The 12,072-nt window shown below is 39.9% G+C and carries 13 protein-coding genes; 10 read left to right on the top strand and 3 right to left on the bottom strand.

Translation table 11 applies throughout. The annotated features are described in order from the left end of the window. Positions 1 to 6 precede the first annotated feature (6 nt). The 5 genes from ACP14Y_RS14660 (at position 7) to ACP14Y_RS14640 (ending at position 6,051) form a co-directional block, all read left to right on the top strand. Positions 7 to 339, top strand: coding sequence for a PadR family transcriptional regulator (locus ACP14Y_RS14660; protein ID WP_349562659.1), 333 nt, complete (start codon positions 7 to 9; stop codon positions 337 to 339). Position 340: 1 nt separating this feature from the next. Continuing rightward, positions 341 to 2,974, top strand: coding sequence for an ABC transporter permease (locus ACP14Y_RS14655; RefSeq protein ID WP_424963680.1), 2,634 nt, complete (start codon positions 341 to 343; stop codon positions 2,972 to 2,974). Positions 2,975 to 3,256: 282 nt separating this feature from the next. Continuing rightward, entirely contained in the window at positions 3,257 to 5,221 is a 1,965-nt protein-coding gene (locus ACP14Y_RS14650) for a YfiR/HmsC family protein (protein WP_424963679.1), read from the top strand. A 5-nt stretch (positions 5,222 to 5,226) separates the two neighbouring features. Beyond that, the gene (locus ACP14Y_RS14645; protein ID WP_349562662.1) at positions 5,227 to 5,601 is read left to right on the top strand and encodes a response regulator; all 375 of its coding nucleotides are present in this window, start codon (positions 5,227 to 5,229) and stop codon (positions 5,599 to 5,601) included. Positions 5,602 to 5,694: 93 nt separating this feature from the next. After that, a complete protein-coding gene (locus ACP14Y_RS14640) occupies positions 5,695 to 6,051 on the top strand; it encodes a response regulator (RefSeq protein WP_349562663.1) in 357 nt (118 codons plus the stop codon). Between the two features lie 50 nt (positions 6,052 to 6,101). Here the strand turns inward: ACP14Y_RS14640 and ACP14Y_RS14635 are convergent, their stop codons facing one another. Then, complete coding sequence (locus tag ACP14Y_RS14635; protein ID WP_424963678.1) at positions 6,102 to 6,713, bottom strand: hypothetical protein; 612 nt, start codon at positions 6,711 to 6,713, stop codon at positions 6,102 to 6,104. A gap of 105 nt (positions 6,714 to 6,818) precedes the next feature. Here ACP14Y_RS14635 and ACP14Y_RS14630 point away from each other — a divergent pair, with 105 nt between their 5' ends. Then, positions 6,819 to 7,541, top strand: coding sequence for a hypothetical protein (locus ACP14Y_RS14630; RefSeq protein ID WP_349562665.1), 723 nt, complete (start codon positions 6,819 to 6,821; stop codon positions 7,539 to 7,541). 24 nt (positions 7,542 to 7,565) lie between these two features. Further along, positions 7,566 to 8,084, top strand: a complete 519-nt coding sequence (locus tag ACP14Y_RS14625; RefSeq protein ID WP_424963677.1) for a hypothetical protein — start codon at positions 7,566 to 7,568, stop codon at positions 8,082 to 8,084. A gap of 5 nt (positions 8,085 to 8,089) precedes the next feature. Here ACP14Y_RS14625 and ACP14Y_RS14620 read toward each other — a convergent pair whose 3' ends face one another. After that, positions 8,090 to 8,755: an FAD-binding oxidoreductase gene (locus ACP14Y_RS14620; protein WP_424963676.1), complete on the bottom strand. Its 666-nt coding sequence runs from the start codon at positions 8,753 to 8,755 to the stop codon at positions 8,090 to 8,092. Positions 8,756 to 8,831: 76 nt separating this feature from the next. Between ACP14Y_RS14620 and ACP14Y_RS14615 the strand changes: the two genes are divergently transcribed. Beyond that, a complete protein-coding gene (locus ACP14Y_RS14615; RefSeq protein ID WP_424963675.1) occupies positions 8,832 to 9,524 on the top strand; it encodes a metallophosphoesterase in 693 nt (230 codons plus the stop codon). A 1-nt stretch (position 9,525) separates the two neighbouring features. On the opposite strand, the gene ACP14Y_RS14610 is transcribed toward ACP14Y_RS14615, so the two are convergent. Next, the gene (locus ACP14Y_RS14610) at positions 9,526 to 10,410 is read right to left on the bottom strand and encodes a dienelactone hydrolase family protein (RefSeq protein ID WP_424963673.1); all 885 of its coding nucleotides are present in this window, start codon (positions 10,408 to 10,410) and stop codon (positions 9,526 to 9,528) included. A 160-nt stretch (positions 10,411 to 10,570) separates the two neighbouring features. Between ACP14Y_RS14610 and ACP14Y_RS14605 the strand changes: the two genes are divergently transcribed. Together ACP14Y_RS14605 and ACP14Y_RS14600 are read left to right on the top strand one after the other, a co-directional pair. Further along, entirely contained in the window at positions 10,571 to 11,545 is a 975-nt protein-coding gene (locus ACP14Y_RS14605; RefSeq protein WP_424963672.1) for an SMP-30/gluconolactonase/LRE family protein, read from the top strand. After that, entirely contained in the window at positions 11,542 to 12,069 is a 528-nt protein-coding gene (locus ACP14Y_RS14600) for a hypothetical protein (RefSeq protein WP_424963671.1), read from the top strand. The genes ACP14Y_RS14605 and ACP14Y_RS14600 overlap by 4 nt, the downstream gene beginning before the upstream one ends. The last annotated feature ends 3 nt before the right edge of the window (positions 12,070 to 12,072 follow it).

The following is a 12,072-nucleotide window of genomic DNA, read 5'->3' as shown; positions in this document are numbered from 1 at the left end:
TTTTATATGCGAGGAGAACATCTTGGTGAACTGGAAGAGCTAATACTACTCACCGTAGGGTCACTCTATCCTGAAGCTTACGCACCAGCAATCAAAAAAGAACTGACTGAAAAAATGGATCGAAAAGTGGTTATGAGCTCTATTCATACCGTTCTTTCACGTTTGGAAAACAAACAGTTCGTTAAAAGTAAGTTTGGTGAATCCACCCCTGAACGAGGTGGCAAGCGTAAACGCCTATTTGAAATCACCCCACAAGGGTTCCAGGCACTTGAAGCGCTTAAATCTAAACGCGATGCGCTTTGGACAAATATGTTGCAAATCATGCCAAACCCTAGCTAAAATGTCCAACACGCCACCCAAGTTTGCAAGCAAGCTCCTATCCTTACTTATCAGCAAGGAGTTTTATGAAGAAGTATCCGGTGATCTGGCCGAGGACTATCAAGAATATGCCAAAGTCAAAGGTAAGTTCAGGGCCAACTTCATATATCTGATAGAGGTAATTCGCTATGCAAGAATGTACCGCGCCGAAAGAAAACGTCAATCAACTAACTCATTCAGTATGCTGCAGAATTATATCAAAGTTGCATTTAGAAATCTTTTCAAGCACAAAAGCTATTCAATCATCAACATCAGTGGACTCGGTATAGGATTGGCTTGTGTTTTTATGATCTTCCTGTTTATCAAGATAGAAACCAGCTACGACAAGTTTCATGCAGATGGAGAAGACATCTATCGATTGCAACATGTATATGGATATATCAATGCTCAGGCCGCCCCAACCTATGCAAGGGACTATTCAGAAGTGAAGAGCTTTAATCGAATCAATTTTTGGAAAACCGACCGAAGAGTTTCGCTTTCAAACGATGAAGTTTACTATGAGGATCTTTTGGTCGCTGATTCCAACTTCTTCAATTTTTTCTCATTCCCGTTACTTAGGGGTGACAAACATACCTGTCTGAAGGATAAAAACAGTGTAGCAATTTCCAGGTCGCATGCCAAAAAATTCTTTGGTGAAAGTGACCCTATTGGCCAGGTATTAAATATCGACAATGTCATCAATGATGAAGAAATACCATTTAAAGTAACTGCGGTTTTTGAAGACATCCCTTTCAACTCCCATCTTCAGTTTGATATGGTTTTGCCATTCGAGTTGCTACATGATGATCGCTCCCTTAACATCATGAATTTGTGGCCAAATGATTGGATTGGAAGTTACGTTAAACTCAAGCCCGGCACAGATCCACAACTTATGGAAGAAAAATATCAGGAGATGTGGAATAAATACTATGATGCTGAAGCCGACTCAATCACCATCGATTTCATGCCGCTGGAAGATCTGTATTTGGAATCATATGATTTGAGATCAGATTACACAGCTCATGGTAATATCAATCAGGTTCGGATCTTTTCGGCTATTGCAGTCATCATTCTTTTCATTGCCTGTATCAATTTCATGAACCTGGCCACAGCTCAGGCTTCTAGGCGCTCGAAAGAAGTAGGAATACGCAAGGTGATGGGTGCATTTCGAAAGCAGCTGATCATTCAATTTTTTGCCGAATCTGCTATCATGACCTTAATGGCGGTTATGCTGGCCATAGCCATTCTTATAGTAGCCATCCCCCCAATAAACCGACTTGCAGAAATTGATTTGCTCCTGGGACTGGATGATATCGTACTTGTTGTAGTGAGTTGTATAATTCTCACGCTAATCACTATTCTAATTACTGGGAGCTACCCTGCCCTTTTACTATCCTCATTCCAGCCTATTTCAATTTTATCGGGAAATAATGCAGTACGCGGCGGCAATGGTTGGGTTCGGAAAACCCTGGTTGTTTTTCAGTTTACCATTTCTATCGCATTGATTATAGGTGCTATGGTAGTGTACAAACAAATGCTCTTTGTCAAACAGAAGGACCTTGGCTTTGAGCCTGAAAATACGATTGTAATGAACTATGGAAGTTCAGATGCACTGCGGAGAAAGTGGAACATCATCAAAGATCAGGTACAGACTGTTCATGGAGTGAAATCCGTTATGGCAAGTAGACATATCCCAGGGGATAACGCTTTTTATTGGGGATACAAATTTGAAGACTTCTCAGATTATGAAGATCCCTTTGGTGACCCATGGCTGGGTTACTATGTTGGGCATAATACCCTCGATGCGCTTGGGGTTGAAATGGTGCTGGGCAGAACCTTTTCTGAAGATATTCCCACTGACAGTTCAGCATTTATCCTTAACGAAAGTGGCTGGAAAAGAGCTATTGAAGAATATGGCGAAAGTTGGAAAGATCCGATAGGAAAATCGATCGAATATTACACGACGCATAGTGGTGATTGGGCAATGGATAAAAAAGGAGTGGTTATAGGAATCGTTAAGGATTTTCATCATCACTCCCTTGAGCGACCTATAGACCCACTTGTGATTCATCATTCGCCAAGTCGCAGATTAATGGTCAAAGTTCAGGCTGACAAAACCAATGAGGTACTATCAAGCATTGAAGAAATGTGGATAAAATGGAATGCTCCTGCTGATTTTAATTATCAATTTCTGGACGAATACTTCGAAGGTGCCTACAAGGATGAAGAACAGTTCAATCAATTCATTATCATTTTTTGCATGCTGGCAATAGCTATTGCTTGTTTGGGATTATACGGTTTATCTGCTTTTGTGGCAGAGCAACGCATCAAAGAAATTGCAGTCAGGAAAGTCTTAGGTGCTCATGAGCGTTCCATTGTAGGGATGCTCTCCAGAGATTTTCTACGATTGGTTGCAATAGCTACGCTCATTGGTATACCAATTGCCTACTACTTTATGAATGAGTGGCTTTCAAATTTTGCTTTTAGAATAGATCTGAGCTGGTACTTCTTTGTAATCGGAAGTTTCATTGCGGCTGTTATTGCAATTTCTACCATAAGCTATCATTCCATAAAAGCTGCCACTTCAAATCCGGTGAATAGTTTGAGATCAGAGTAAATTAAAGAACTAACTCTCAATTCTATTCAGCCATTTATAAACCCCTAATGATTTAAAACATATGGCTCTGAGCTATACGGGAACCATTTAAATAATACCCTGAAACAATCATTTGAAAATTCCGGATTAATCACTAAATCAAGGCTTATTTTCAAATGAATTCAACAATTGTTACATCTGTCCAATTACCTGCTTATTCTGACTTAATTTATTGGTCAAAATCTATCTCTTCATTAATTCATTGTTCATCTAATTAAGTCTATGACTTATCTAATTGCTGGTATGAACAGATTTAAAATGGCTATATTTCAAGTTGTCACCGATCCTATAATGAAAATTCAGAAGGGAATAGCGCTCTTACTTATAACGCTTTTAATAAGCCACCTGACTTACGCTCAGACAGATCGTCAAAAGAAGATGGTGACGTCCACTTATTCATTTATTAAAAATATCGAGTGGCCAGAAGAAGACACCCCATTCAAAATTCATATCATTACCACCGATGATGATTTAAAAGCCGAGTTTAGAACAACAAGTGCTTCTCAAAAAATTTCAGGAAGACCAGTTGAAGTGGGCTTTACCAGCTATGTCATAGTGCCACAGGATGCAGATGTGATTTTTGTTTCTAACCGATACAATGCAACCATTCCTACACTTTTAGACAGAATCGGTGGCACCTCAGTGCTATTGATTACGGATAGCTATGATAAGCAGCGTGACATCATGATTAATTTCCTGGATCGATCGGGTGGATTGACATTTGAAATGAATCGTGCCAATATTATTAATCAGGGGTTACGTATCAAACCCGGTATGGATGGACTGGGTGGATCTGAAGTTGATTTAGCTAAAATATTCAAACAGGTTCGGGATTCAGTCAGGGCTATGGAATTGAGAGCTGAAGCCCTCAAAGAACAGTTTGATTCTTTAAGTATAAATACCGCTGCTGCAACAGGCATCTTCTTAAGGCAGACGGAGGAGATAAAAGATAAAAACAAAGAAATCCAGCAAAAGGAATTACAAATAATTCTTCAAACAAATGCATTGGACAGCCTGAGAAGAGAATTTGCCGAATCTGAAAAACGCCTACTGGAGCTAACTGACACATTGGAAAAAAGGGAGGATGATCTGAATGTACTGACAGAAGAGATTGACCTTCAGAAAGATCGTGTTGCAGAAGGGAACAAAACACTGGAAGAACAGCAAAACCGGATTGCCGCACAAAATGAAGAGATAGAACAAAGAGAAGAGCGACTAGGTGAGATGTCCACGATCGTAAGTTCACAGCAGAGTGCACTGATCTTTCTTGTCTTATTTTTAGTTGTACTTGTAGTGCTATCCTTCCTGATTTTTACAGCTTACCGCGCCAGGAAACGAGCCGCAAAAAAACTGGCAGATCAGAAAGAAGACCTGGCTCGTCTGCTGGAAGAGCTCCAGGAAACTCAATCACAGCTTGTTCAATCTGAAAAAATGGCCTCTCTGGGTGTGCTTACTGCCGGAATAGCTCACGAGATCAACAATGCTATCAACTTTGTGTACTCTGGTATCCATGTGCTGAGCGATAAATTCTCCGAAATCAAACCGGTAATCTCCAGAGTGTCAGAGCTAAATGAAAACGAAGAGGATATCAAATCCACACTTCAGAATCTGGTAAAAGAACGTGAAAAAGCAAGCTATGATGAAGCTCAGGGAGTAATTGATCAGATGATTACAAGTATCAAAGTTGGTGCCGAGCGTACAACAGAGATTGTAAAAGGACTAAGAATCTTTTCCCGATCTGAAACGGAGAGGAAGACGAAAATTGATATCAATGACGATATAGATGTGGCATTGCTACTTTTAAATAGCCGCCACAAGGACGCTGTGAAGATCGAGAAAAATCTGGATGATAGCATCCCTGAAATTGATGGATACAAAGGACAACTAAGTCAGGCATTTCTGAACGTTATCAACAACTCTATTGATGCTGTGAGTGAAAAAGGCAAAGAGGGATTGGTTAATGTGTCTACCTCTTTGAATAGGGGTACTATTGAGATAGCTGTTAAGGATAACGGGAAGGGAATGAGTGAAGAAGATCAACAAAAAATATTTGATCCTTTCTATACTACTAAAAAAATAGGAGCCGGTACAGGGCTGGGTCTGGCTATTACCTATGGAATAGTAGAGCGACATGGGGGAACAATTATTGTCAACTCGGAGTTGGGGAAAGGAGCTGAATTTATTATAAAATTACCGCTAGCTAATTAACGCCAATGAACGATACCAAACCATCGTTAATATATCTGGATGATGAGGAAATTAACCTGATTCTTTTTAACGAAATGTTTAAAAAGGATTTTGAAATTTTCACCACCACCAATCCCAACACTGCCATTGAGCATGTGAGGAACAATCAACTTGATTTCGTTCTCACAGATCAATTGATGCCCTCTATGACTGGTGTGGAATTTTTGAAGGAACTGAAAAATCAGGAGATTTCTGCTGATTCAATGAAGGTGATCATATCGGGTTTTACACAGGAAGGTGAGGTAGATGAAGCGTTAGAAACGCGTTTAATCGATCACTTTGTTAGCAAACCATGGTCTTATCAGAACCTAAAGGACCTTTTGCTCAGCAAACAGGTGTAATTCATCGAAATGAAATGATTGCTCTTCAAACTAAATCATTATTCCCTTAGATTTGTTTATGTCAACCAGTGTATAAATTTAATGAGTGAAAGCATGCCTAAAGTAGTCTATTTAGATGACGAGGAAATCAACCTCCTCCTATTTAAGGAAATGTTCAAAAAAGATTTTGACGTTTTCACAACGACGTTTCCTGAGGAAGCCCTTGAGTTTGTGAAAAACAATCATGTGGAATTCGTATTCACTGATCAGCGTATGCCACTCATGTCAGGTGTGGAGTTTCTAAAAGAGATGGAGGAAATGGGAATTTCTGCCTCACCGAAGAAGGTAATGATTTCAGGGTATGCAGCAGAGGGAGAAGTGAGCGAGGCAATCCAGACCAACCTGATAGATCGATTCATAGACAAGCCATGGACCTATGATGGCTTGAAGTCCGCGATCAGCACGATCTAATTTTTTAAAAAAATCGTACAACAGAGTCGATGCTTTCCTTAAGGCATGAGTTACTCAATCAGATGCTGTTCAGTAATATGCTCCACAGTATTATCAATAAACTCCTTCTTGAATTCAAGATTCTCAGCTGGGTTTAAAATAACACTGGAAGCTCTCCATATCACTGTTTCTTCGTTTTCTTCATGTTTTTCCTTGAGATTGTAAAGGGTTGCAATCATGAAGTACTTATCAGGCCGCTCATAGTAATTGGCATTGTAAGTGTGAAATGACCTTCGTCTGAAATACATCTTTTTGAATTTACTGTAATCCTCTGGCATCATGTATTCATCGTCATTCTCATGGAGAATTTTGATCACCAAAACCGCATCAACGCCATTTTCAACAATAAGAGTAGAAATACTATCCTGATTGTGGTCAAGTTCTGTTACTTGTTGCGGAAAGATATTAAGTCCTTCAATGGCATGAAATCCTGCTTTTTCAAGCTCTGAAACAGCCTCCTCTTCGTAGAATTTTCGTGTTTCCAGATCATGAGAAAGACCTACAACGACCAGCTTATTAAAGTGAACACTTTCGTATGGAATTCGCTTCCACTCTTCATCAAAATCTGACGAGCAAGCAAAGGTTATGAATGTCAATAAAAGCAGCGAGAGGCGATTCATCATTACAATAATATAAAAATGTAAATAATCAATTGAAAAATTCCTATAAAAAAGGTAGTTACGATGCTTTTTCATCGGGTTTTATTTTTTTTGTTCGTCTATATAGAAATGAATCCAACGAAAGGAATTACTTACTTCTACCTGCTTATTATGGGCTGGTTTTGTTATTCACAAAACCATTTAGAGGCCGAGAAGTGGCAGACCTTCTTTAATGAAAGGCCTTATTTGGAAAAGGCGAAGAATATCAATGACGAAACATTCTGGGAAATAGACGCCCAGTATACGTATTACACTGCTTACACATTGCTTCTCATTTATGAAGACGGTGGAACCCGAGAAATTCAATGGTCATACAGCGGTCTTTCCAGTTTGATTAACAAGAAGGAGCAATTCGAAGACATGGATTTTCAGCGGTATGCTAAAGAAAATATCGTTTATATCGTGTTTGATGGGTACCTGTTTAAAAATCCTGAAGTAGGAAATGCAATAGATGGTGATTTTATGCTGGTATATGAGCAGGGTCCACTAAGCATATACCGGGAGTACTATACAAATCCTATCACCAGGGAAAATATCGAATCTGCTTTTGCTATCTACAAAGAGAGCCAGCTAGACGATGGATTCTACCTCGGCAAATTTGAAAAGAAAGCAGCAAAGTTGGTATCAGATTATCCTGAGCTGGCAAAAAAGATCAAGAATAAAATCATTGGATATCGAAACGAAGAAGATGATATCATTCGAATAGCTAGAGAATATAACCAACTCGTTAAAAAGAACAATCCATACCGGTACGACGATCATTACCTCTTTTTCTGGCAGAGCAGGTTTTAGTATCTTGGAATAAATAACGCTGAAATGAAATATTCCATTCTTACACTCTTGATTTTCTTATGCTTCAACGCCACTTCCCAGAAAAAAGCTGAAGTTGATATTGTTGCTATCATTGACGATCTAACTGTACGATGGGATGAGACAGCCATTAGGATGAAAAACTACCAGGGCATACAGGAATTCTGCTTAACTGAGGGATATCGTAAATCCACAATCAACTTATTAGATAATATCCACCACTGGGACACTACGCTTTATTTCATTGTAAGGGAAAAATTTGATACCAATAAGGATAAAGAAGCGGCTGCCACACTTGAGGACATTGAGAAATTAGAGACCGAATACTCAACTGCCAATTTCAAAAAATTTATCACTGACGAGTGCGGAATGCTAAAGGTCATCCAGGATAATTTTGATCAGGAGACCGTAAAGCAGTATGAAAAAGACATCCGTAAGTTTGAAAAGGAGCTCGTCAAATATTTAAATAGCATCACCTACCGCATTGACATTATCGATGAACACATCCATCATTTAGATTTTTAAAGGACTTACTTTTCAAAGATCAGTGCATCGGCATTGGCTCCCAGTTTCTGCAGGAATTCATTGATCTCCCTCACCATCTTGTCCGGACCACATACATAAAAATGCTGTGAGAAATCATGAATGTTTTCTTTTAGAAATGTCATGTCTACCCTTCCGTGTTTATGACCTTCCACCTCTTCCCTGGTCAAAACAGAAGTGAAATTATCCTGTAGCATCTCATCCAGGTCAGCCTCTAGGATCACGTCCTTCCCGGTCTTATTCGAGAATATGAGCTTATTTCCAGTCAGCGATCCTTTATTATTTAAGTCTCGCAGAATAGAAATAAATGGTGTGATGCCCGCTCCTCCAGCTATGAAGGTGCCTCGTCCTTTGTATTCAATAGCTCCCCATGCATCTCCAATAATCAGTGAATTTCCGACCACCAGACCATCAATAGCATTGGTAACTCCGTTGTGATCCCTATATGATTTAATGACAAATTCCAGGTGTTCATCCTCTGGCAATGACGTAAACGTAAAGGGTCTTTTTTTATCTTCAAATCCAGGTAGATCGATAGCTACTTCTGTCGCTTGACCAGGTTTAAAATCATATCCATCTGGTTTTTTGGTTTTGATTCGCTTTACATCGTGGGTGAGCGAAAATATATCTGTGATTTCTACTTTGTGATCCATAATCTTATTGCTTACATTCAAATAAGGAGATTTAAGTGAAAATTGTTTCGATTAAAGTGCCTGAAATCAAATTCATATGAGTGAGCGAATCTTGGTGATGGGGGATATTCATGGTAATGCCAAAGCGCTGGATCAATGCCTGGATAGATGTGGTTTCGATATAAACACTGATACACTGATCCAACTGGGAGACGTGTGCGATCGTCATCCCGATACCGCTACCGTGGTTGAACGACTTACTGAAATCCCTAAACTGATCATCATCCGAGGGAATCATGATCAGTGGCTCCAAGCATGGCTGAAAACCGGAGAAACTCCTGTCGCATGGGCTGAAAACGGTGGAATTGACTCTATTCAGTCGTACATTGAAGCAGGTGACGAAATAGACAGACTCAAACATCATTCTTTTCTTCGTGATCAAAAAGACTATTACATAGATCAAAAAAATCGATTGTTTATTCATGCCGGCTACACAAATCCGGAAGGGCCCGAATACGAAGATCCATCTTCCAAATGCTATTGGGATCGTAGCTTGTGGTCTGACGCGATGGAGGCGCGATTATCTGGTCAACAACCGGATCGGTTTAAGATTTTTGAAGAAATCTATATCGGGCACACACCTACAATCAACTGGCAGGAGGATACTCCCATGCAGGCATTTAATATCTGGAACCTGGATACCGGTGCAGGATGGAACGGGAAGCTCACAGTAATGGATATAGCAACCAAAGAATACTGGCAGTCAGATCCTGCCAACGATCTATACTAGCCTACTTCAATTTCTCTTGAAAAAACCGAATGGTTCGATCCCATGCCAACTTTGCTGCTTCTTCATCGTATCGGGCAGTGGTGTCATTGTGGAAGCCATGATTCGTGTCTGGATAGATGTGAGCTTCATACTCTTTATTGTTAGCTTTCAGGGCCTCCTCATAAGCAGGCCATCCGGCATTTACCCGAGTGTCTAATTCGGCAAAATGAAGTAATAGAGATGCCCGAATCTGAGGAACCATCTCCGCATCAGGCTGGCCTCCGTAAAAAGGAACTGCGGCTTTTAAACCTGGCACTTTAACTGCCATCATATTGGATATCCAGCCACCAAAGCAAAAGCCCACTACTCCCACACTTCCGGTGCATTCCGGATGATTTTTCAAGTATTCAAAAGCTGCGATGAAATCTTCCAACATTCCGTTGCGATCTCTTTGACGTTGCATCGAGCGCCCTTCATCATCATTTCCCGGATAACCTCCCAAAGGCGTGAGTGCATCAGGGGCAATGGAAATAAACCCTGCCATGGCTGCTCTTCTTCCTACATCGGCAATATGTGGATTTAACCCCCGGTTTTCGTGAACTACAACAATTCCCGGAAGATTACCTTCCACATCCTTTGGTCTTGAAAGTTGTGCATTGATGATACCTCCACCATTTGGAGAAGCATACTCAATTGTTTCTGTCTTTAGTTGTGGATTATCCTGCGGTATTTGAACCGCTTCATAGTCTGGCATGATGGCACTCATAAGAGAGGTGAGCGTCAAGCCTCCAACAGCATACAATGAAAGCTTTTCAATGAATTCCCGCCGTTCCATTCGATTATGCGCATAGTCATCATACAAACTAAAAACCTGCGGGTGAATATACTTTTTATCGATCTTTTTCATTGGCGAGTGAATTTATGATACTAAATATACTTTTTCCGTAGGAGTTTTGATCAAAAGTCATTTACATAAATGAATGGATGACCCGGATAAATAAGTACGGAATTGAGATAGAACACAAGAAACATGTATTTTTTTTACGTAGTATCTCACTAAAAACAATATGCGAAAAATCATCTATTCACTCACTATTATAATTTCAATTAGTCTCCATTCTCAAAATAGTTCGATTGCATTCACACTTAATGAAAAAGACCTGCTCCCGGAAAGTATCGCTCACGATCCAAATACGGGGGCTTTTTATGTAGGAAGCACCAGAAAAGGAACCATTACTAAAGTGGATGAAAAGGGTAATCAATCCGTCTTTATACGAAGTGGTGAATTTGGTCAGTGGATGATTATTGGAATCAAAGTAGACCCTCAGCGTAATGAACTTTGGTTTTGTAGCTCCGGAGGAAATAACCTCGAAGGTTACTCACTTAAAGAAGAAACGGAAGGTCGACCTGCCGGAATTTTCAAGGTGAATTTGAAAACGGGTGAGCTTATAAAAAAATACACATTAGAAAAGCCAGGAGGAACTCACTTTTTCAATGATTTAGTTATAGATGAGAATGGTGATGTTTATGCGAGTCACATGTTTGCGGAATCTTCGATTTACAAAATAGACAGGAATAATGACACACTAGAGCCATTTGCAAGAGGTGACCTAATGTTGTATCCTAATGGGTTAGCTATTGCTGATAATCGAACAAATCTTTTCGTTGCTCATTCCGGCGGCATAGCTAAAGTTTCACTAAAGACAGGTGCCATTACTGCCTTGGCTATTGCAAATGATCTCAGATTGACAAAAATAGCCAGTGCGGATGGACTCTACTTTTATGAAAACCATTTGATAGCCATACAACCAGACTTGTCTCAGGTGGCAAAGTATAAGCTAAGCCAATATCAGGATGCAATTATTGAGGGGGAGGTTTTAGAGATTAACCATTCCAGTATGGATCACCCGACAACTGGTGTGCTGGTCGATGATAGCTTTTATTATATCGCAAATGCTCAGTTTGAAAAAGTTGGAGAAGACGGATCATTGGAGGTCAGTGAGGTCTCTGCACCAGTCATTCTTAAATTAGACTTAAAATGAAAAACCTTATTTTCATATTTCTTTTGTTAGGAACGGGTGTTTCTGCTCAGGAGTCTCCAACCATAAAAGAGTTATTGAATCACGTAGTTGGAGGCACCTGGTCATCCACTAATTCAACCAATGAAGGCAAACCCGAAGACTACAAACTGTTCTTTATGTCATTTAAGAATTGGGCGGACGATTCATCAGTAACCGGAAGCATTTTTGGCGTTCAAAACAATGGGGACACTATCCAATTGATTGAAGTTTGGAATTTCATTGATCGTTCAAAAGGCAATCTATTTTATGTGCAGCGCACCACATGGGGATGGTATGGTACAGGTACGATCTCCAGATATGAAGAAAAGCACCTTGATATTCAATTCAAGATTACTACACCCGAAGGGCAACAATTTTATACCAGGGATCTCCACTACATTGATAGCAAACACAAAATGCGGGCGATCACTTTTCATAAGGCGACTGAAGATGAAGAATGGAAAGAAGCCAGCAGATCTGAATGGACAAGAATCATTAAACAATAGAAT

The organism is Ekhidna sp., assembly GCF_965247405.1.
GTDB lineage: Bacteria > Bacteroidota > Bacteroidia > Cytophagales > Cyclobacteriaceae > Ekhidna.
The sequence above is the reverse complement of the archived record's forward strand: the minus strand, read 5'-3'. Positions and strand labels throughout refer to the sequence as shown.

Coding starts and splice junctions, on each gene's coding strand:
- ACP14Y_RS14660 (WP_349562659.1), top strand. CDS start 7: ATGCGAGGAGAACATCTTGGTGAACTGGAAGAGCTAATACTACTCACC.
- ACP14Y_RS14655 (WP_424963680.1), top strand. CDS start 341: ATGTCCAACACGCCACCCAAGTTTGCAAGCAAGCTCCTATCCTTACTT.
- ACP14Y_RS14650 (WP_424963679.1), top strand. CDS start 3,257: ATGAACAGATTTAAAATGGCTATATTTCAAGTTGTCACCGATCCTATA.
- ACP14Y_RS14645 (WP_349562662.1), top strand. CDS start 5,227: ATGAACGATACCAAACCATCGTTAATATATCTGGATGATGAGGAAATT.
- ACP14Y_RS14640 (WP_349562663.1), top strand. CDS start 5,695: ATGCCTAAAGTAGTCTATTTAGATGACGAGGAAATCAACCTCCTCCTA.
- ACP14Y_RS14635 (WP_424963678.1), bottom strand. CDS start 6,713: ATGATGAATCGCCTCTCGCTGCTTTTATTGACATTCATAACCTTTGCT.
- ACP14Y_RS14630 (WP_349562665.1), top strand. CDS start 6,819: ATGAATCCAACGAAAGGAATTACTTACTTCTACCTGCTTATTATGGGC.
- ACP14Y_RS14625 (WP_424963677.1), top strand. CDS start 7,566: ATGAAATATTCCATTCTTACACTCTTGATTTTCTTATGCTTCAACGCC.
- ACP14Y_RS14620 (WP_424963676.1), bottom strand. CDS start 8,755: ATGGATCACAAAGTAGAAATCACAGATATATTTTCGCTCACCCACGAT.
- ACP14Y_RS14615 (WP_424963675.1), top strand. CDS start 8,832: ATGAGTGAGCGAATCTTGGTGATGGGGGATATTCATGGTAATGCCAAA.
- ACP14Y_RS14610 (WP_424963673.1), bottom strand. CDS start 10,410: ATGAAAAAGATCGATAAAAAGTATATTCACCCGCAGGTTTTTAGTTTG.
- ACP14Y_RS14605 (WP_424963672.1), top strand. CDS start 10,571: ATGCGAAAAATCATCTATTCACTCACTATTATAATTTCAATTAGTCTC.
- ACP14Y_RS14600 (WP_424963671.1), top strand. CDS start 11,542: ATGAAAAACCTTATTTTCATATTTCTTTTGTTAGGAACGGGTGTTTCT.